Origin of the sequence: Exiguobacterium sp. SH0S7 (assembly GCF_004337195.1) — a bacterium.
Classification (GTDB): domain Bacteria; phylum Bacillota; class Bacilli; order Exiguobacteriales; family Exiguobacteriaceae; genus Exiguobacterium; species Exiguobacterium aurantiacum_A.
The window spans coordinates 1-19265 of the sequence record NZ_SJVA01000009.1 but is presented as its reverse complement, the minus strand read 5'-3'; the positions used below and the strand labels follow the sequence as shown (position 1 = coordinate 19265).

At 50.4% G+C, this 19265-nt stretch carries 21 protein-coding genes; 14 read left to right on the top strand and 7 right to left on the bottom strand.

What is annotated here, in order from left to right; genetic code table 11:
- From EVJ22_RS12190 to EVJ22_RS12160, 7 genes are all read left to right on the top strand, one after another.
- Complete coding sequence (locus EVJ22_RS12190; protein ID WP_070329352.1) at positions 1-1269, top strand: S1C family serine protease; 1269 nt, start codon at positions 1-3, stop codon at positions 1267-1269.
- A gap of 37 nt (positions 1270-1306) precedes the next feature.
- Positions 1307-1468, top strand: a complete 162-nt coding sequence (locus tag EVJ22_RS12185) for a CxxH/CxxC protein (RefSeq protein WP_131444022.1) — start codon at positions 1307-1309, stop codon at positions 1466-1468.
- 83 nt (positions 1469-1551) lie between these two features.
- Positions 1552-2031: a 23S rRNA (pseudouridine(1915)-N(3))-methyltransferase RlmH gene (gene rlmH, locus EVJ22_RS12180; RefSeq protein WP_016509065.1), complete on the top strand. Its 480-nt coding sequence runs from the start codon at positions 1552-1554 to the stop codon at positions 2029-2031.
- A gap of 136 nt (positions 2032-2167) precedes the next feature.
- Positions 2168-3229 (top strand): PD-(D/E)XK nuclease family protein, encoded by a 1062-nt coding sequence (locus EVJ22_RS12175; protein ID WP_131444021.1) that lies wholly within the window; start codon positions 2168-2170, stop codon positions 3227-3229.
- 154 nt (positions 3230-3383) lie between these two features.
- The gene (locus EVJ22_RS12170; RefSeq protein WP_131444035.1) at positions 3384-3860 is read left to right on the top strand and encodes a peptide-methionine (S)-S-oxide reductase; all 477 of its coding nucleotides are present in this window, start codon (positions 3384-3386) and stop codon (positions 3858-3860) included.
- Between the two features lie 131 nt (positions 3861-3991).
- Entirely contained in the window at positions 3992-4513 is a 522-nt protein-coding gene (locus tag EVJ22_RS12165) for a sigma-70 family RNA polymerase sigma factor (RefSeq protein ID WP_131444020.1), read from the top strand.
- Positions 4503-5174: a DUF3600 domain-containing protein gene (locus tag EVJ22_RS12160; RefSeq protein WP_131444019.1), complete on the top strand. Its 672-nt coding sequence runs from the start codon at positions 4503-4505 to the stop codon at positions 5172-5174. Before EVJ22_RS12165 ends, EVJ22_RS12160 begins: the two co-directional genes overlap by 11 nt.
- A gap of 240 nt (positions 5175-5414) precedes the next feature.
- Here EVJ22_RS12160 and EVJ22_RS12155 read toward each other — a convergent pair whose 3' ends face one another.
- Positions 5415-5657 (bottom strand): hypothetical protein, encoded by a 243-nt coding sequence (locus EVJ22_RS12155; protein WP_131444018.1) that lies wholly within the window; start codon positions 5655-5657, stop codon positions 5415-5417.
- 18 nt (positions 5658-5675) lie between these two features.
- Positions 5676-6308 (bottom strand): HNH endonuclease family protein, encoded by a 633-nt coding sequence (locus EVJ22_RS12150; RefSeq protein ID WP_131444017.1) that lies wholly within the window; start codon positions 6306-6308, stop codon positions 5676-5678.
- Positions 6309-6563: 255 nt separating this feature from the next.
- Between EVJ22_RS12150 and EVJ22_RS12145 the strand changes: the two genes are divergently transcribed.
- Positions 6564-7757 (top strand): DUF4317 domain-containing protein, encoded by a 1194-nt coding sequence (locus EVJ22_RS12145; protein WP_131444016.1) that lies wholly within the window; start codon positions 6564-6566, stop codon positions 7755-7757.
- A 409-nt stretch (positions 7758-8166) separates the two neighbouring features.
- Here the strand turns inward: EVJ22_RS12145 and EVJ22_RS12140 are convergent, their stop codons facing one another.
- A complete protein-coding gene (locus EVJ22_RS12140) occupies positions 8167-9612 on the bottom strand; it encodes a DEAD/DEAH box helicase (RefSeq protein ID WP_131444015.1) in 1446 nt (481 codons plus the stop codon).
- Positions 9613-9902: 290 nt separating this feature from the next.
- Here EVJ22_RS12140 and EVJ22_RS12135 point away from each other — a divergent pair, with 290 nt between their 5' ends.
- Together EVJ22_RS12135 and EVJ22_RS12130 are read left to right on the top strand one after the other, a co-directional pair.
- Positions 9903-10985 (top strand): alpha/beta hydrolase, encoded by a 1083-nt coding sequence (locus EVJ22_RS12135; RefSeq protein ID WP_233589706.1) that lies wholly within the window; start codon positions 9903-9905, stop codon positions 10983-10985.
- Positions 10982-13759 (top strand): glycoside hydrolase family 3 C-terminal domain-containing protein, encoded by a 2778-nt coding sequence (locus tag EVJ22_RS12130; protein WP_131444014.1) that lies wholly within the window; start codon positions 10982-10984, stop codon positions 13757-13759. Before EVJ22_RS12135 ends, EVJ22_RS12130 begins: the two co-directional genes overlap by 4 nt.
- Positions 13760-13795: 36 nt before the next feature.
- Here the strand turns inward: EVJ22_RS12130 and EVJ22_RS15635 are convergent, their stop codons facing one another.
- The 3 genes from EVJ22_RS15635 to mntA all read right to left on the bottom strand — a co-directional run bounded on the left by EVJ22_RS15635 (position 13796) and on the right by mntA (position 15052).
- Positions 13796-14029 (bottom strand): hypothetical protein, encoded by a 234-nt coding sequence (locus EVJ22_RS15635; RefSeq protein ID WP_233589705.1) that lies wholly within the window; start codon positions 14027-14029, stop codon positions 13796-13798.
- Positions 14030-14244: 215 nt separating this feature from the next.
- The gene (gene hepT, locus EVJ22_RS12120) at positions 14245-14652 is read right to left on the bottom strand and encodes a type VII toxin-antitoxin system HepT family RNase toxin (RefSeq protein WP_071398706.1); all 408 of its coding nucleotides are present in this window, start codon (positions 14650-14652) and stop codon (positions 14245-14247) included.
- Positions 14645-15052 (bottom strand): type VII toxin-antitoxin system MntA family adenylyltransferase antitoxin, encoded by a 408-nt coding sequence (mntA, locus tag EVJ22_RS12115; RefSeq protein WP_070327991.1) that lies wholly within the window; start codon positions 15050-15052, stop codon positions 14645-14647. The genes hepT and mntA overlap by 8 nt, the downstream gene beginning before the upstream one ends.
- A gap of 129 nt (positions 15053-15181) precedes the next feature.
- On the opposite strand from mntA, the gene EVJ22_RS12110 reads away from it, so the two are divergent.
- The 4 genes from EVJ22_RS12110 to EVJ22_RS12095 all read left to right on the top strand — a co-directional run bounded on the left by EVJ22_RS12110 (position 15182) and on the right by EVJ22_RS12095 (position 19119).
- Positions 15182-15673 carry an LURP-one-related/scramblase family protein gene (locus EVJ22_RS12110; protein WP_016509088.1) on the top strand — a complete coding sequence of 164 codons (492 nt, stop codon included), beginning with the start codon at positions 15182-15184 and terminating at the stop codon, positions 15671-15673.
- 13 nt (positions 15674-15686) lie between these two features.
- Positions 15687-16226: an NUDIX hydrolase gene (locus EVJ22_RS12105; protein WP_131444013.1), complete on the top strand. Its 540-nt coding sequence runs from the start codon at positions 15687-15689 to the stop codon at positions 16224-16226.
- Entirely contained in the window at positions 16201-16509 is a 309-nt protein-coding gene (locus EVJ22_RS12100) for a DUF1349 domain-containing protein (RefSeq protein WP_131444012.1), read from the top strand. Before EVJ22_RS12105 ends, EVJ22_RS12100 begins: the two co-directional genes overlap by 26 nt.
- A 219-nt stretch (positions 16510-16728) precedes the next feature.
- On the top strand, positions 16729-19119 hold the full coding sequence (locus tag EVJ22_RS12095; RefSeq protein ID WP_199749338.1) for a carbohydrate binding domain-containing protein: 2391 nt from the start codon (positions 16729-16731) through the stop codon (positions 19117-19119).
- 65 nt (positions 19120-19184) lie between these two features.
- On the opposite strand, the gene EVJ22_RS15725 is transcribed toward EVJ22_RS12095, so the two are convergent.
- A partial coding sequence (locus EVJ22_RS15725; RefSeq protein WP_131440828.1) for an IS3 family transposase occupies positions 19185-19265 on the bottom strand: 81 nt, incomplete at its 5' end.

Sequence of the window (19265 nt, the reverse complement as noted above, 5' to 3'; positions counted from 1 at the left end):
GTGAACGAAGAGAGACACCATGAGTATGAACCTCAAGACGTCGAACCTTTAGAGCACGAAGCAGCATCAATGAACGATTCACCATCGACTTATCCATCCCGAAGCGAGTGGCGTCCAAAGCAAGAGGAACACGTGCGCCATAAGCCACGGCTGAATGTAAAACCGTTATTACTCGGAGGGGTTGGCGGATTCTTAGGAGCGGCGTTATTCTTTTTCGCGATGATGCTCTGGGATTCGCCGACCTCTCGTTTCGTTACAAACGAGCTGGTCCGTACCGAGCAAGCCGTCACCGTCACGGAGTCGGACATCACGGCCGCCGTCACAGGCGCGAAGACGTCCGTCGTCAGCATCACGAACATCCAGCGCGCCTTCACCTCGGACTCGCAATGGGAGGCCGGTGCGGGCTCTGGTGTCGTTTATAAAGTCGACGGGGACACGGCGTACATCGTCACGAACTTCCACGTCATCGAGGAAGCGGACGAGATCAACGTCGCCTTCGCCGACGGGCAAGTCGCCCCGGCCACGATTTTAGGAGAAGACCCGCTCAACGACTTGGCGGTCGCCTCCGTGAAACTTCCGGAGAATATCGACGTCAATCCGATCGTGCTCGGCGATTCGACGGTGCTACAGGCCGGCGAGACCGTGATGGCGATCGGCAACCCGCTCGGCGTCTTTTCAAACTCGGTCACGCGTGGTATCGTCAGTGGTGTCGAACGGACCGTGCCGGTCGATACGAACGCGGACGGTCTCATGGACTATAACGCCGAAGTCATCCAGACCGACGCCGCCATCAATCCCGGCAACTCGGGCGGGGCACTCATCAACATCCGCGGTGAGCTCGTCGGCATCAACTCGATGAAGATCGCCGAAGCGAGCGTCGAAGGGGTCGGCTTCTCGATCCCGGTCAACGTGGCGTTGCCGGTCATCGACATGCTCGAGCGTGACGGACGGGTGACACGGGCTCAGCTCGGCGTCACGATCCAAGAAGTCATCGCCGTCCCGGGCAATGTCCGGGAAGAATACGGCATCAGTTTTGACAAAGAGGACGGGGTGTTCGTCGAAGCGATCACACCCGGTAGTCCGGCCGAACAAGCGGGGCTTCGCGTCGGGGACGTCATCACGAAGATCGGCGACCGTGAGATTAAACGTTACGTCGATTTACGTGACGCTTTGTACCGAGACGCCGCGGTCGGGGATAACATCGTCATCGAATATACACGGCGAGGCAAGGCAGAAACGACCGAGGCCACATTAACAGAAGCAACGTAAAGGAGCGGCGACGCTTCTTTTTTAAGGAGGAAAATTTGTGGAAAAAAAAGTATGCAAGGAACATGTTGAAATCGCTTTAGACATCATTGTCGATGAGACGGGGGAGTACCCGTTACTCGAAGAACTATCCGCAAGTGGACAAGTCAAATGTGAGTTCTGCGAAGCCGACGCAACATATGTTGTGTCAAGCAAAAAATGATTGTCAACATGTGGATTTGTGGATAACTCTGTGGATAACCCTATGGATAACTCCGAAAAAACTGTGGAAAAAGGAAGAATTGGATGAATATTTCAATTATCACGGTCGGCAAATTAAAAGAAAAATATTTAAAACTAGGAATTGCGGAGTACACGAAGCGCCTGTCGGCATACGCGAAAGTGCATGAAATCGAGGTTGCGGACGAGAAAGCGCCCGAACATTTGAGTGAAGCCGACATGTTTCTAGTAAAACAAAAAGAGGGCGAGCGGATTTTGGCGAAAATCAGTCCGGACACGCACGTCATCGCTCTCGCGATCGACGCCAAGCAGCGGACGAGTGAAGAGTTCGCCCGTGAGCTCGACAAGTTGGCAACGTACGGCAAGAGCAAAATCGCCTTCGTTATCGGTGGGTCGCTTGGCTTATCCGATGACGTCATGAAACGGTCGGACGATACGATCTCGTTCTCGAAGATGACGTTCCCGCATCAATTGATGAAGCTCGTCTTGTGTGAGCAGATTTATCGGGCGTATCGGATTAATCGGAATGAACCGTACCATAAATAAATAAATAAAGAGTGGTTGAGTTGAGTCTCGATCACTCTTTTTTACGCATGAATCCAAATTAATGTGGATAAATAAGGTAATATATAGTGGGGATTAACGTTTAAATTTTAATAGCAGATGAGGAGGGAGAAATGAAATGTCATCTTCATACGCAAGAATATATAATTTGTTGCGAAAGACCGATAAAAATCCGTACGAGGACTATCTAACTGAAATCATTGCACCTTTGTTTGAACAAAGAAGCATATTAATAAGTTTTTTTAAACAATTTGCTGGTATAAATTTGAGCGATGTCCATGATATTGAAGTACATACACAAAAAACATACACGAAAATACTTAAACATTCTACAGACAGCAGACCTGATCTAGTTATTACCTTCAGAGAAGGAAAAACCCGAAAGCTTGTTTTTATTGAAAATAAGCTTAGTAGTGGAGAAGGCCATTTACAATTGGAACGCTATTACGAACACCTTCAACAAAGCGAAAAAATGGGATTTTCGACATTTTTGTTTTACATTACAAAATATTTTGACCCTAAGCAGATAGAAAAATCCTCAACGCTATTTTGTCAGGTGCAATGGTTTCAAATATTTAGTTGGCTTCATGAAAATTATAAAGAGGATTTATTTTGCAAACAAATCTTATCGTACATGGAGGAAATTGAATTGAATAAAACGAGGACGTTTTTACCGCAAGACATTTATTCTGTTCAAAATCTAGGGAAGACCATTTCAATGTTAGATCAATGTTTAGACGGAAAAACAATTCATTCATTTACAAGATTTTTTGGGAAACCAAAACCGTGGGGAAATCGGACAATTGAACTTCGTGATTATAATCGCTATGTAATTCTGAATGACCAAAGTGATTGGAAGTTTGTCGGCTGTGGTTTTTCATTTGAAGATAGTGACTATCCAGAAGTATCTATTTTTATGGAAGTTAGCCCAAATAGTAAACATATAGATATTCTGATGAATGCTTTTGAAGCATTCGTACAACGAAATGAAGACTGGACTTTTGATCGTCCAGAAGATCAAAATGACTGGTTTATGCTTCATGCAAGTAAGTCACTCATTCAGTTTTTGATTGAAAAAGATCATGTTGAATCCATTGAAAGTTTTTTTGTTGAAAAATTAACAGAACTTGAAAATATAAAAGGAAGTTTATCAGGGTTGAAATGGATGATAAGTGAATAAAAGAACCTAAATGCTCATTTTAAGGAAGAAGCTATTTGTTGAAGGTGGAAATAATCTAGAAGGATCACTTCCTCTTTTTTCTTTTCGAATAAACTCATGTATAACGATAGTATAGCGAGAATTTTCTAAAACTGACCAACAAGGAGTGAGACTCATCAAAATAGTTTATTTAGCTGGAGGCTGCCTCTGGGGCGTCCAGGCGTTCATCAAGACGTTACCGGGCGTGGTCTCGACAGAAGCTGGACGGGCGAACGGGGCGACCGATACACTTGACGGAGAGTATGACGGCTACGCCGAATGCGTTAAAACGACGTTCAATCCAGACGTCGTCACGGTGGATGATTTGATGTATTATTTGTTCGAAATTATCGATCCATACAGCGTTAATCGCCAAGGCGAGGACGTTGGGAAGAAATATCGGAATGGCGTCTATAGCGAGGACCCGCTCCATTTGGAATCAGCTCGTGCGTTTATCCACAGTCGAAGTGACGTGGACCGGATTGCGGTCGAAGTATTGCCGCTCACGAACTATATCCCAAGCGCGGACGAGCATCAAGATCGCCTGGATCGATGCCCGGATGACTACTGCCATATCCCGAAAGCGTTGCTGACAAAATATAAAACATCGTGATGATTAAACGGACATCTCAAACGAGGTGTCTTTTTTAGGGTTTTTTTCAAATAAATCTAAAATGATGAAGCTAAATCCATCAAACTTTTATCTAATGAGTGTAAGGAAAAAACGAAAAAGGGGGGCGGCTGATGAAACGTCTCATTCAAAAAGCTCAACGTGGAAACGATCAAGCGTTTCTGAAGATATTTCATCATTATGAGGCAGATCTTTATCGCATGGCTTATGTATATGTGAAAAATCCAGATGACGCGCTAGATGTCGTGCAAGAAACAGCCTATCAAGCATTCAAAAAGATTGGGACACTGCGAGAACCCGACTACGTGAAGACGTGGCTCGTAAAAATCACGATCAACTGTGCGCTCAATCTGATGAAACAAAGACAGAAGGTCATCCAACTGAAATCGGAGTTTGACGAAACGATTGGCGTCGAAGAGCAGGACGTGGCATTAACGCTAACCCTGGCCGATGTGCTAGATAATCTGTATGAAGAAGAGCGCAGTATAATCGTCCTAAAATATTATCAGGATTATACGTTCCAACAGATTTCGGATTTGCTTGAACTGCCAATCGGGACTGTGAAATCAACATTATATCGAGCGGTCGAAAAACTTCGAAACGAGTTGAAGGAGGCTGATTACTATGGATCATGAGATGAAACGCGTCTTGGAGGCAATTGAAATTCCGAGTGAGTTACAGGAACGGAGTCAAAAGGGCGTGGAACGAGCGAAACTGGAGATGCGAAAGACGCCTAGCTTTTTTCGAAAGCGTTTGATGGCGGCGAGTCTCGCGGTTGCATTGATGGTACCGACGGGTGCGTTCGCTTATCAAGCACTCTTGGCCGATGATTTATACGGTTCGTTCGATGAGTTGAAAGTACATATTGTCAGTGCGACGATGGAGAAGTATTTATTGCTCAATGCCAAGTTGGAACAAGCGAAAGGAATGTTAGATGCGTCAGAATATGATGCGTTCAAAACAGAGTTACGTATTTTCACGAACACTCGCATCACGTATGGAGATGCGAACGGAAATGTGGACTATGATGCGATTCCTGTTGAGACACGTGCAGACGTTAAACAAGCGCTTGCTGAATTACAACCTTATTTCGATACGCTCAACAAACAGGCAGCGACAAGAGAGCGATTAACAGCGGAAGAATACGATGCTTATATTGAGGCGATTATGGCGATGGAATCAATCAGAGCTCGTGGAGGAGAAGTAGTCGAGACGATGCCTGAGTCGCTTCGAACGGAATATAAAGAAGCATTGAGCGTGATTCGGGCTGTCGAAGAGAAACAGTTACAAAAATAAACTCAGCTTATGTGAGTGTGGGACAGATGATATAGTGGTCAAGGTAAACAATCATCATGTCATCACGGAGGACTATTATGTTCACACTCGGCATCATCGGTGGCGCTAGTTTGCTGTTGGCTGGAATCATGATTGGGGTTAGTTTCCTTATCATTCGTGCCATCGTCAAAATGGTGAAGTAAGCAGGTTACAAAAAAGGAGTCTCGTCACCAAAACTAGGTGTCGAGACTCCTTTCTACATCACGCCCGCTCAAGGACGTTCACGAGCAACTGATGCACGACGTCATGGTCACGTAGGTCGTGTAGCTTATAGTCTTTCCCGGGCAATGTATACCACTCAGCCGCCCCGACATACGTGATGGCGAGTTCGAGCGTGCCGTCTTCTTGGCACGTCGTCTTCAGTTCGAGCTCCCCGCTAATGACGCCGACTTCTTCAGTCATAACGCCATGTGAGGCTTTGAATGTAGAGGAATGTTGATGCATAGCAGACTCCTTTCTGAATCAGTAAATGCAAGCGTTGATGGCGGTTTGAAGGGCCGCTTTCTCTGATGACTGAAGGCTCAGTCCCCAACGGCTCTTCGTCTCGACCCACATCTTCGCATAAGCGCAGCGTGCCCCGGTCCGTGTCGGTTGCCATGTTGACGGATCTTGGTCACCTTTTGAGCGGTTCGAGCTAGCTGAGACGGCAATCAGTTGCGGGCCAGTCAAATCGTTGGCGAAACTTTGGCGTTTCGTCGTCGTCCAGCTGTTTGCGCCTGAACGCCATGCTTCAGCCAAAGGTACGACGTGGTCGACGTCGAGGCTAGATGGCGACGTGAATGTGAGCCCATCGTAGTAACTGTACCATGACCCTGACGTGACCGGGCAGTCGCCGACGTATGAGTCCGCGTCGCGTTTCAAGACGATTTGACGGGTGTCACAACTGTTGCCTTGACCGCTCCAATGGGGAAATAAGTCGCGGCTATAGCCGGTCATCGCACCTTCAGTCTTGACCGTCAACGCGTTCAACTTCGTGAGAGCGCTCGACTTCGACGGGATACCCGGCGGGAGCGCCGAAGCGGTCGGTGTGGTTAAGTGGAGCGACGTGACGATTAAGACGATGGCGAACAAAGAACTGATGCATTTTTTCAACATGTTTGTGCCTCCTATTATGTATGACGACTGTACGACTCGCACCCTCATTTTCCGGATGCACATCGAATATACACGGCAAAGTCGGCAGAAAGATTGAAATTTACAAAAATGAATCAAAAGATTAGAAAAGTTGAGGTCAGGGACATGAGACATGACATCAGACGTCCCGGCTTTAGAACTACTGACATACGCGTGAGGGAGAACTATTGGTATAATGAAGTCGATTTGTAGTCAAGAACGAAGGAGTTGGGACAGATGAATCAAAAAGACATCGCGGCAATCCGCAAGCATTTCAAGTTGAATGCGGAAGCGGTCAAAATCGCTGAAATTTATAATATTTACATCCGGCAAGACAGCAACGAGATCTTCCACGAAGAGATGCGGTCGTTCCCGTTTTTGGAGCAAGAGCACCAAGAGCTATTTTTGACGAGTTTTAAGAAAGTACTCGGCGGCAAGCTAGACGAGAAACTGTTTGAAGTGAAGTTCGAGCACCCGGAAGCGGGTCAGACCGACCATACGCAGACGCTATTGTACAAAGGATTGCAGACAGAAGACTTAGAGGACTGGGCCGCCTCGATGCAGAAAATCGCGTTGAAGATGGTCCAAGACGCCCCGTTCGAGAAAGATGTCGTCGTCACGTTCATTCGCTTCCAATACAATAAACCGACGCGGCGTCATTCTGAAGAGACGGAAATCGATATGCGCGACGAGGTTTACACGTCGCGGTTCATCCTCGGCAGCATCAACCAGACCGAACTGCCGAAACAGTCGCTCGTGTTCGACTTTATCGAACGTGAGTACAAATCGAACGTCTTCATCAATCCTGTCATCAAACTCGACGCACCCGTCGGCGGTTTCTTGTTCCCGTGTTTCACGGACAACGCGGCCGACGTCAACCATGTCTTGTATGCGGCCCAGAAGGCGCACCAACCGGACTTCGGTTTTATCGAGAACGTGTTGAATGGCACCGAGATCGTGACGGCGGTCGAAGAGAAAGCGATGTTCGAAGAAGTCGTCAAAGCCGTTATCGGGGAGGAAGTCAACTTGGCGACGCTCGCCACCGTCTATGAAGAGATCAATTATTTGATCGTCGCGGAAGAAGAGCGTGAGGACGAGGACGAGACGGTCCCGATGCTTGACGCACGAGCGGTCGAGGTCGTCTTGAAAGCGAGTGGCGTCGAGGACGTGACGACGGAGAAAGTCGAGCAGGCGTTCAAACAAGTCGTCGATGACACGAAATACGAGATGAAGGCGAGCAGCGTCGTCCCGAAGTATACGTCGAAGTCGATTAAAATCAACACGAAAGTCGCGAATATCACGATCAGCCCGCAAGATTTGAAATACGTGAAGCAAGTGAACGTGAAAGGCAAACGATGTCTGTTAATCGAATTAGAAGAGGACACGGAAATCGAAGGATTCAAGTTGATCTCGGAAGAACTGTTCGACTAATTCATCTCGGCTGGACGAAATCCGTTGCACCCGACAGAGCTGATTGAGCATGTGCTCGCAGCGATTGTTCTCTTTACGATGTTATGTATTTCACGGGAAATGGTGAACGGTGATTCGCACGCTGGCTGTGCTCTGTATGCAAGGTAGAAGTGACCGGATATCGTGCACGAAACAATACAGAGTTGAAATTTTTAGAGTGAGAGATGAAGGCTCAGGCGACATTGCTTGAGCCTTTTTTTGACAATCAGGTGAGGAAGGTTGAATTCAAGACGTGTTATCGGTATGATTCTGTTGAAAGCGTTCTCTCAAAGACATTATTTTTTTACTGTTTTTCGAAAGCGCTTTCGATAACGTGGTCAAAACACAAAAAAAGGCTCGGAGAGATCAAACTCTCCGAGACCTGGATTGGTTATTTATGTGCTTTACTCACTTTTAGCTTTTTGCCTTTGATCGGTGTCGACTCCATCGCCTGAAGGACGAGTGAGCCTTTCCCGTTCAAGATGTCGACGTACGTCATCTGATCGGTGATCGTGATGATGCCGATGTCTTCGACTGTCACACCTGGGATTTTGGCGATCGTGCCGACGAAGTCGATGGCACGAAGTTTTTTCTTCTTCCCGCCGCTGAAGTGAAGCTTCAGGATGTCTTGGTTGATGCGGGCCGTCTTGTTGTTACGGACGACGCGTCGACCGCTCAACTTCTCTTCGAACGCCGCTTTGCCGCGAGCGACTTGTGCTTCGGTCGGGGCGTCCATCGTCGGAATCTCGAACTTGATGAACGCTTCGATGGCGCGAACGAATTTACCTTCATAAGGAGTCGCGAGCGTAAGGGCTTTCCCTTTGTTACCGGCGCGGCCTGTCCGTCCGGTCCGGTGCACGTAGCTCTCTTTTTCCATCGGGACGTCATAGTTGATGACGAGATTGACGTTATCGATATCGATGCCGCGTGCCGCGACGTCTGTCGCTACGAGATAACGGAAGTTGCCCGTCTTGAACCCTTCCATGACGGCGAACCGGTCTTCTTGCTCGAGTCCGCCATGGAGCCGTTCGCAAGAATAGCCGGCCTTATCGAGCTCGCTGTACACGGTGTCGACATGTTCTTTCGTCCGGCAGAAGATGAGGCAGCTGTCAGGATTTTCGACGACAGTGATGTCTTGTAACACCGACAACTTGTCTTCATTGCGGACTTCGATCAAGCCGTGCTCGATCGTCGAGGCCGTGACGCCAGCAGACTCGATCGAGATGCGGGTCGGCTCGTTCATGTGTTGTTTACACAGACGCTCGATGTCATTCGGGAACGTGGCCGAGAACACCATCGTGACGCGATCAGTCGGTAGCTTTTGGATGATGGCTTCAACGTCGGCGAGGAAGCCGCGGTTCAACATCTCGTCTGCCTCATCGATGATCAAGTACTTGATTTGGTCCAAGACGAGCGTTTCACGTTCGATATGGTCCATGACGCGTCCCGGTGTCCCGACGACGATATGCGTCTTCTGTTTCAAGTCTTCACGTTGTTTTGAGAACGGTTCTTTCCCGTAAACGGCAGTCGCCTTGATTCGTTTGAAGCGGCCGATGTTCGTCATGTCTTCCCGGACTTGGACGGCGAGCTCGCGTGTCGGTGTGAGAATTAACACTTGTGGTTTGTTTTCTTCCCACTCGATCATTTCAGTGATAGGAATGCCGAATGCGGCCGTCTTGCCGCTTCCGGTCTGTGCTTTGACGACTAGATCTTGGTGCTCGAGTGCGAGCGGGATGACTTTCTGTTGCACTTCTGTCGGTGCCACGTATTTCATGATGCCGAGTGCGCGTTGGATGTCTTCACTTAAGCGGTAGTCCGCAAAGTTTGGTTGATTCATATGTTTACCTCGTTTTCGTGTAAGAAACTTCTGTTGTAGAAATTTTCATTAGCAATTTAGTTTACGTCTCATTATACACGAAAGGGAGCAGTTCGTCGTTCATCCGTGAAATCGAGCGAGTGCGAAGGGGGGAAGGTCGAACTGACTTCTACCGTCTAACGCTAGTTGCGTCAACACTTCACCGATGACACGACCGAATTTGAAGCCTTGTCTGAAAAAGTAAGATTTAAGTCAACGGATAAAGCTGTCATCAGCAAGGTAGCGGTGATTGAGAAAGGAGCATTCAGTTCATGTCGACTCAAAGTAACCCGTACGAACGGTTAGTTGACGAGTTAAGTGCAGTACATATTCGAGAGACGATTGATGGCGTCGAGACGACGATCAAGCCCATCCCGGACTCAAGCAAACAAGGCGACCTCGACCCACGCGTGTTGGCGAACACCAGTCAGCCGGCATCGGCCGATGAGGCACCGGCACCGTTTGACCTCGCGGCCGTCCGCGCAAGCATGGGCTGGCCGAACCGTGACGTGACGACACGTCCGATCACGACGGAATCAATCTCGATTCCAAGCCTTGAAGGCGACATCCCGGCCCGACTCTATCGGCCCGAGTCAGATGAGCCGTTACCGGCCGTCCTGTTCTTCCACGGCGGCGGTTTCTTCGGCGGGACACTCGATACGGTCGAGAACCCGTGCAAAGCGCTCGCTGAGAAAGCGAACGCGGTCGTCGTCTCGGTCGACTATCGGCTCGCGCCGGAGCACCCGTTCCCGGCTGGCTTACATGATTGCTTTCAAGCGGTCAAATGGGTATACGACCAGGCCGATGAGCTCGGGGTGTTGCGAGACAATATCGCCGTCGCGGGCGACAGTGCCGGGGGAAATTTGGCGACCGGCTGCTGTTTACTCGATCGTGCGCAACAGACGAGCATGATCAGCTTCCAGGCACTCATCTATCCGGTCGTCAATTTAGGTTCGGTCCCGACAGATGATTACGCATGGGACATCGCACAATACGATATCCGACATCATCACGACTTGATTCGCGGGATGGTGCTAGCGCTCAGCGACGCGGATTCGATGTTCAACAACATTTATTTACAAGGTGCGACCGACGTGACGCATCCGCTCGTATCGCCCTTGTTGGCGGACGACTTGAAGAACCTCCCGCCCACGCTTATCGTGACGGCGGAGTACGATTATTTGCGCTTAGAAGGCGAGGCGTATGCGCGGAAACTCGCGCGCGACGGCGTGAAGACGAGACTGATCCAATACCGAGGGATAGACCACGCCTTCCTCGATAAAATCGGGGACTATCCGCAAGCTGAAGACTGTATGAACGAAATCGCAAACGAAATGAAGGAGCTGACAACATGAAACATTACACATTGAACTGGGATACGTATAAACAACTGGCGCGAACGGCGGTCGCCGAAGGGGCTGTCCTCTTAAAGAACGAACAGACGCTGCCGATCCAGGCGGGGACGACCGTGTCCGTGTTCGGTCGCAGCCAATTCAACTACTATAAGAGCGGGACCGGCTCAGGGGGGATGGTCAACGTCTCCCACGTGACGAGTCCGCTCGAGGCGCTCCAAGCGAGTGAAGGCATCCAGCTGAACGAGTCGCTCCTTCAGACGTATGAGGCGTGGGTCAAAGAAAACCCGTTCGACAAAGGTGTCGGCTGGGCCGGCGAACCGTGGTCACAGCCGGAGATGGCCGTCACGGACGCGCTCGTCGCGGAAGCGGCAGCCAAGTCGGATATGGCGCTCATCATGATCGGGCGTACGGCGGGTGAGGACCGTGACAACACGGCCGACCCGGGCAGCTACTTGTTGACCGAGATCGAGAACGAGTTGATCGAGAAAGTGTCGAAGGCGTTTACGAAGACGGCCGTCGTCTTGAACGTCGGCAACATCATCGATATGAAGTGGGCGACGGACTATGAGCCGAGCGCGATTCTTTACGCATGGCAAGGGGGATTAGAAGGTGGGACCGGGCTCGTCGATGTACTCACAGGCAAAGTCAGTCCGTCCGGCAAGTTGACAGACACAATCGCCCGGTCGATTGACGACTATCCGTCGACGAAAAACTTTGGTCACGCCGACAAAGGAATTTATCAAGAAGATATTTATGTCGGCTATCGCTATTTCGAGACGTTCGCGAAAGACGAGGTGCTCTATCCATTCGGTTTCGGGTTGTCGTACACAAGTTTCAGCACGGAAGTCGTTGAAGCGAGCGAACAGAACGGTTTGATTACGATCAACGTCGCGGTGACGAACACCGGGGCAGTTGACGGGAAAGAAGTCGTCCAGTTGTATGTCGAGAAGCCGCAAGGCGTCCTCGGTAACCCGGCACGCGCCCTCGTCGCGTTCGATAAGACAGGTCTGCTTGCACCAGGAGAGCAGCAAACGCTCGAATTCTCCGTCCCGGTCACGGACTTTGCGAGCTATGACGATCGTGGCGTCACCGGATACGCGTCGAGTTTTGTCTTAGAAGCCGGGACGTACCGGATTCATGCTGGGACGGACGTACGTTCAGCCGTCGCGGTCTTCGACTATGAGCTCGCCGAACTACAAGTCGTCGAGACGCTCAGCGAGAACATGGCGCCGGTCACACCGTTCGACCGCATCAAGCCGGTTGAAAGCGGCCAAGGATATGAAGTCAGCTACGAAGCAACACCGCTGCGCCAGGTTGACGTTGAGGCACGTTATCTCGCCGAACGTCCGATGCAGCGCCATCAGACAAGCGACAACGGCTTGAAATTGACGGACGTCTATCACGGGAAAGCCGAGCTTGAGACGTTCCTCGACCAGTTGACGGATGAGGACCTCGCCTGTATCGTCCGCGGACAAGGTATGAACTCACCCCGCGTGACACCAGGGACGGCCGCCGCGTTCGGCGGCGTGTCGGACCGTTTGAACGAGCTCGACATTCCGGCCGCTTGTTGCGCGGACGGTCCGTCTGGTATCCGGATGGACATCGGCACGAAGGCGTTTGCGTTGCCGAACGGGACGCTGTTGGCGTCAAGCTTCAACGTGGCGTTGATCGAAGACCTGTTCGAGATGACGGGACTCGAGATGCGGAAAAACCGCGTCGACACGTTGCTCGGACCAGGGATGAACATCCATCGTAATCCGCTCAACGGACGGAACTTCGAGTACTTCTCGGAAGATCCGCACGTGACGGGCAAGATGGCGATCGCCCAGTTGAACGGGATGCACCGCGTCGGCGTGACCGGTACGCTCAAACACTTCAGCGCCAACAACCAAGAAGCGCACCGCCACGACATCGACTCGGTCGTCTCGGAACGGGCGTTGCGCGAGATTTATTTGAAAGGGTTCGAGATGGCCGTCAAAGAAGGCAAGGCGACGTCGATCATGACGACGTACGGTGCCGTCAACGGCGTCTGGACGGCCGGGCTGTATGATCAGAACACACGTGTCCTTCGCGACGAGTGGGGCTTTGAAGGCATCGTCATGACCGACTGGTGGGCGAAAGTGAACCACCATGAAGATGAGCCGGCGAACCGTCAGAACACGGCGGCGATGGTCCAGTCGCAGAACGACTTGTACATGGTCGTCGACCGTCCGGATACGAACTCGTTCGACGACAATACGGGAGCGGCACTCGCTGCCGGTACGTTGACGCGGGCGGAACTGTTGCGGAGTGCGGCGAACATTTGCCGCTTCGTCTTGCAGTCTCCGGCGATGGAGCGTCTGCTCGGGCTTCATGACGGTTCAGTCGAAGTGATCGGACTCGACGAAGAAGCAGGACAAACGATCGATTTCGATGTGACGTATCAGCATCTTGCGAACGGAGAGAGCGTCAGCTTGATCGACGCGGACACATCGACGGGAAACACGCACGTCTTCGCCGTATCGGTCGATGAGACGGGCACGTACGACGTGACGATCACGGCCCGTTCGGAAGCAGGAGAGCTCGCTCAAATGCCTGTGACGCTATTTGCGAACAACATCCCGGGTCCGACGTTCACGTTTAACGGAACGGGCGGGGAATGGGTGACGCAGACGAAGCAACTGTTCTTCTTGAACCAACACAACTACTTGCAGCTTTACTTCACACTCGGAGGTCTCGACGTGAAAGACATTACGTTCACGCTTGCTGACTCGTTCAGTATGAAGAACGGATAATTGAAAAACGCCGTCTCGGAAACGAGGCGGCGTTCTTTATATGCGTTCAAGTGATTTTACGGCGTGACGTAACGTCTCGGCCTCTTCATTCTCCCATCCGTTCCGGTCGATCGCGTTGAGAAGCTGGTATGTCGTTTTGATGAGGGCCTGTTTCAGCTCTTCGATCAATACAGTTCCCATGAGCACGTGACGTGTATCACTGCCTACGTATAGGAGTTCGGCCTCTGTCGCGTTCACTTTTCTCGCAATCACATCGTCTCGTCCGTCCATAAAGGAGAATGAATACTTTTCGTGTAGTGGCGCGGATAAAAGGGCACGACAACTGTCAATCCACCATTTCAAGACGATGACGACAAAATCGGACCAGCCTTGGCCAGGGAAATATATATAAGAGTCAATAATGAAGGAGATATCACCGACGATTTGAGTTTCATAAGTTAAAGAGTCGACATTTAGTTCGATTGAGATTTGTTCGCCCATGACTGTCACACATCCAGTTGCAGAATGATTTTTGTGAACGTTTTAAAATCATCGATGTGCTTTTCGAGAATCGCTTCAAGAATTTCGAGTTGGAGTGCTTGGTAGTCGTGGACGGCGATATTACGGAATCCGACCATGTTCATGAGCGTCTTCGCTAAGGCACTATCAATGATACCTGCTTCCTCGAGCATGATGAACCCGTCCCGGCTCGTCTTAGGAACGCCCAACTTTTTTTGACTGACTAGGTACATCGCGATATCGATACTCGCTTCACAGGCGCGTTGGATGTTGAGAATGATACTGTCTTGCTTCGTGAAATCGTTTAGGTGATCTGGATTATCGTCATACACGTCATGGATTCGCTGAAGACAGCGCTCGATTGTCGTCACTTTGTTCAACACAACATCATTCATCGAATACACTTCCTCTAGCTTTGATTTCTTTCAAGACGATGTCTCGTTGTTCGTTCAATTCAGCATACATCCGAAAGGCTTTCATCTGTTGTCGCGTAAATTCGTTCTGATCTTGAATCGATAATGGAACGCCCTCTGAGAAAATTTGCATGGCAAAGACGGTGTCGACTTCACGGATATCGATCAAGTCGACGTCTCGCCCGCATAGAAGCGCTAATTCGCTCGCCAAGGCAAAGCGATTATATGGTGAGAGTCGCTTCTGACCGAAGTATGCTAAATCGACATCACTATCCTCACGATCTGTTCCTTTGGCGAATGACCCGAATAACAAGATGAAATCAGCGTCGGTCTCACGTTGAATCGTTTCAGCGACAGCTTGTTTTACTTTTTCAGAAATCAATCTCTCACCTCCTCATCTCATTATACGCCCTGTTGTGTCGGCCTGAACATTCATTCCATCAGAAAAAATGAACCATAGTCGGGTATATACTCGTATAGAGGACAACAGACATAAATTGGAGGGATGACGATGAACACGCTTTACATGAAACAGAAAGTCTTCAGCTTGCGCGGACGGTTCACGATCAAGGACGCGGATGAAAACGATATGTATTTCGTCGAAGGGAGCTTTATGAAGCTGCCGAAGTCGTTCACCATCTCGGACAAGGATGGGCGGGAGATCACGACCATTACGAAAAAGACATTCAGCTTCTTACCGAAGTTTTACGTCGACGTCGAGGGTGAGGAGACGATGACGATCTCAAAAGAGTTCACCTTCTTCAAACCGCGTTATACGATTGATGCAGCAGGGATTGAAATCGATGGCGACTGGTGGGATATGGACTTCGAGGTGACACAGAACGGGCAAGTCATCGGCAGCGTCCAGAAAAAATGGTTGTCATGGGGCGACACGTATGAGATTCAAGTGATCGATGAGGCGGTAGAACACATGCTTATCTCGATCGTCGTTGCCATCGATTGTGTGAAATCAGATCAAGCGGCAGCGAGTGCGGCCACATAAAGGAGATTGAACGATGGAGTTTTGGGACGTCTATAACGTTGACCGAGAAAAGACAGGACGGACGTGGCAGCGGGGCAATCGTCTCGAGAATGGCGATTACCATCTTGTCATCCACGTCTGTATCTTCAACAAGCAAGGACAGATGTTGATTCAACAGCGCCAACCGTTCAAAGACGGCTGGTCGAACATGTGGGACATCACGGTCGGCGGCAGTGCCACGGTTGGCGATACGAGTCAACAGGCGGCGATGCGCGAACTCGAAGAAGAGATTGGATTGAAACTCGACTTATCAAACACGCGCCCGCATTTGACGGTCAACTTCGACGAAGGATTTGATGATATCTATCTCGTCGAAACAGAAGTCGATCTCGATAGCTTGACGCTCCAGGAATCAGAAGTCCAGGCGGTGCAGTGGGCGGATGAGGCGACGATTCTTAACATGATTCGAGCGGGTGAGTTCATCCCGTACCACGAACCGATGATTCCATTGTTGTTCGCGATGCGAGGCCAATGGGGAGGAATCAATCATGTGGCAGCAGTACACGTGGATTAACGAGCCGAGAGCAACAGATGTACGGGAGAGACTTACCTTCAAGACAGAAGCGGACACCGATTTTTGGCGCAACACCCACTACGGTTTCAACCGGATGACGGCGCACGCCTTGTTGACGGATGTGTCGACCGAACAGTTCACGTGTCGCGCGACTGTAGAGATGAAGCCGAGCCATACATACGACCAGGCCGGCATCTTATTGTATGTGAATGACGACCATTGGCTCAAGACGTCGATCGAATACATTCAGGATTTTCAGTCACATTTTCAGATTGGACAGTGAGGAAAACCTAAGCATCGACCTGATTATGGGTTGGTGTTTTTTTATGTGTCATTTTCATTTCACTTCAAGAAAATGGTTGAATCTAGGTAGGCGAAAAAATTATAATAGACATAACGAAAGCGCTTTCGGAAAACGCTTTCAATGTTCGTGAGTTGTTAGAGGAGAGGCAGGTACGACTGGAGTGTGTCTGCCTTCATTTATGTCAAAGGAGGAATTTTGATGAAGAAATGGGTAGCACTTGCTCTCGGTACCGGACTTGTCTTGTCAGCCGCACAAGGCGCATCTGCCGAAAAGCCAGAGAAAAAAGACAATACGAAATGGAAGCTAGTCTGGGCGGATGAGTTCAGCAAGAAAGAAATCGACCAGGCAAAATGGAATTTCGATACGGGGAACTGGTTGAAAGATAACGACGGCAATCCGGTCGCACCGGGTTGGGGAAACAATGAGAAGCAATTTTATACGGACAAAAACGAAAACGCTTTCGTAAAAGACGGCAAGCTCGTCATCCGCGCCAAACGGGAACAGACGATGGATGAACTCGGGACGTATGACTTTACGTCGGCGAAGCTGACGACGAAAGGCAAGTTCAGTAAAACATACGGTCGCTATGAAATGCGGGCAAAACTACCGACCGGGAAAGGTTTGTGGCCGGCGTTTTGGATGTTGCCGGAACAAGACCGGTACGGTGCCTGGGCATCGTCTGGCGAAATCGACATCATGGAATCATGGGGCAGCCAGCCTGACAAAGTCGCCGGGACGATTCACTATGGCGAGAACTGGCCGAACAACAAATATACAGGCAAAGATTATCACTTTGAAGAAGGTGACGGCATCAATCAATGGCATACATATGCCGTCGAGTGGGAGCCTGGTGAGTTGCGCTGGTACGTTGATGGAGAGCTCTATCAGACGCAAAACGACTGGTACTCTAAAGGGTTGAACCAGGCGACGAAGTACAGCTACCCAGCGCCGTTTGACCAAAACTTCTACCTCGTGATGAACTTGGCCGTCGGCGGTTGGTTTGACGGGGATGTCGATGCGACGACACCGTTCCCGGCCGAGATGGAAGTCGATTACGTTCGTGTCTTCGATTTGAAAAACCGCGATTACCGTGAAGCAGTCGAACCAGTCTATACGGACGAAGAAATCGTATTGCCGGACGGAGCGAAACAACCGTCTGAAGACGGAAACCTCGTCTACGACCAAGATTACACGGAGCCGATCACGACCGTGACGAACGGTTCGCAAGCGCTCGACCCGACGTACTGGAACTATGTGGCCTTGCCAGACTTTGGCGGCGTCGGGACGGTTGATGTCATCGAACAAGCAGGCTCACGCTTTGCCGACATCTCGATCACTCAAGCCGGCAGTCAGCCGTATTCGCACCAATTGATTCAAAACGTCTCGCTCGGTAAAGGCGGACACTATAAAGTGACGTTCGACGCGAGTGCCGATTCGGCCCGTTCGATCGCCGTGAAAGTCGGCGGCGGACCAGACCGCGGCTACGCGAAATACTCGGATGAAGGTTCATTCGATTTGACGACAGACGTACAGACATATTCGATGACGTTTGATATGACAGAAGACACGGACCTTGCGGCACGTCTCGAGTTCAATGTCGGACTCAGCACGGCCGGCGTTCAAATCGGGAACGTCCGTGTCGAACAGACCGAGCGTGCAGCGCTCGACCCGAACGCTACGAAACCAGCGCTCGGCGACGGGAACTTGGTCTACAACGGAACGTTTGACCAAGGCGCGATGGACCGCTTGACATACTGGCAGTTCGACCCGGGCGCAACGAAAGGGACGGCTACAGTTGACGAGAAGTTGCGTCACTTCAAGTTCGTGACGAACCCGAAAAAGGGCGAACCGGCAACGCTCGTCCAAAACGGGATTCAACTGACGGAAGGTCGTGACTACGTATTGCGCTTTAAAGCGAGAGCGGAACGCATCAAAGCACTTCAAGTCGGTTTGAATGGAGCGGACGGCAACGCGTATCTCCCGCTTCAAGACGTCGCGTTGACGCGCGAGTTTGAAACGATCGAGCTCCCGTTCACGATGGGACAAGCGACGGACCTGTTGAGCCAGCTCCAGTTCGTACTCGGTTCGGCGAAAGGCTCGATTGAGCTTGACGACGTCAAACTGTTCGACGTGACACCGATCGCGATCGATCCGTCTCCGCTGAAGAACGGATCGTTCACGGACGGGTTGACACATTGGGGCTCTTACGTGCACTTCGATGCGCAAGCCGCGGTTGAAGCGGTGAACGAAGCCGCGCAAATCACGATTGGTCAAGAAGGACAGGAACCTTGGAGTGTCTTGCTTGAGCAAGGCGGTCTTGAACTGCACGAGGGACAGACGTACGTCGTCCGTTTCGATGCTTCTTCGACAGTCGCACGCAATATGGAAGTGACGCTTGAGAACGCGGCGTATACGCGTTACTTGAGCCAAATCGTTCAAGTCGGACCTGAGACGAAAACGTATGAGTTTGAGCTCACGATGGGACAAACCGATATGACAGGATTGAAATTCTTGCTCGGACGCACGGACGGTTCACCGCTCGGTGCGCACGATGTGACGATTGATAACGTTGAAGTAGAAGTAAAATAATGAAAACGCCTCGACATCATGAACTGCTCCCCGTCAAGTAGACAGGGTAAATAATGAAAACCAGCCTAGGCGGCTTGAGCCCTGTATTCGACAGGGCTCAAGCCGTTTAGTCGTTTCTGGAGACGATCATGGTTGTAGAACGATAT

Bases quoted from the DNA above. Each gene is read 5' to 3' on its own strand.
- EVJ22_RS12110 (WP_016509088.1), top strand. From the start codon at position 15,182: ATGAACACGCTTTACATGAAACAGAAAGTCTTCAGCTTGCGCGGACGG.
- EVJ22_RS15635 (WP_233589705.1), bottom strand. From the start codon at position 14,029: ATGGACGGACGAGACGATGTGATTGCGAGAAAAGTGAACGCGACAGAG.
- EVJ22_RS12100 (WP_131444012.1), top strand. From the start codon at position 16,201: ATGTGGCAGCAGTACACGTGGATTAACGAGCCGAGAGCAACAGATGTA.
- EVJ22_RS12165 (WP_131444020.1), top strand. From the start codon at position 3,992: ATGAAACGTCTCATTCAAAAAGCTCAACGTGGAAACGATCAAGCGTTT.
- EVJ22_RS12130 (WP_131444014.1), top strand. From the start codon at position 10,982: ATGAAACATTACACATTGAACTGGGATACGTATAAACAACTGGCGCGA.
- EVJ22_RS12155 (WP_131444018.1), bottom strand. From the start codon at position 5,657: ATGCATCAACATTCCTCTACATTCAAAGCCTCACATGGCGTTATGACT.
- EVJ22_RS12140 (WP_131444015.1), bottom strand. From the start codon at position 9,612: ATGAATCAACCAAACTTTGCGGACTACCGCTTAAGTGAAGACATCCAA.
- EVJ22_RS12175 (WP_131444021.1), top strand. From the start codon at position 2,168: ATGTCATCTTCATACGCAAGAATATATAATTTGTTGCGAAAGACCGAT.
- EVJ22_RS12135 (WP_233589706.1), top strand. From the start codon at position 9,903: ATGTCGACTCAAAGTAACCCGTACGAACGGTTAGTTGACGAGTTAAGT.
- EVJ22_RS12160 (WP_131444019.1), top strand. From the start codon at position 4,503: ATGGATCATGAGATGAAACGCGTCTTGGAGGCAATTGAAATTCCGAGT.
- rlmH (WP_016509065.1), top strand. From the start codon at position 1,552: ATGAATATTTCAATTATCACGGTCGGCAAATTAAAAGAAAAATATTTA.
- EVJ22_RS12095 (WP_199749338.1), top strand. From the start codon at position 16,729: ATGAAGAAATGGGTAGCACTTGCTCTCGGTACCGGACTTGTCTTGTCA.
- hepT (WP_071398706.1), bottom strand. From the start codon at position 14,652: ATGAATGATGTTGTGTTGAACAAAGTGACGACAATCGAGCGCTGTCTT.
- EVJ22_RS12150 (WP_131444017.1), bottom strand. From the start codon at position 6,308: ATGTTGAAAAAATGCATCAGTTCTTTGTTCGCCATCGTCTTAATCGTC.
- EVJ22_RS12105 (WP_131444013.1), top strand. From the start codon at position 15,687: ATGGAGTTTTGGGACGTCTATAACGTTGACCGAGAAAAGACAGGACGG.
- EVJ22_RS12145 (WP_131444016.1), top strand. From the start codon at position 6,564: ATGAATCAAAAAGACATCGCGGCAATCCGCAAGCATTTCAAGTTGAAT.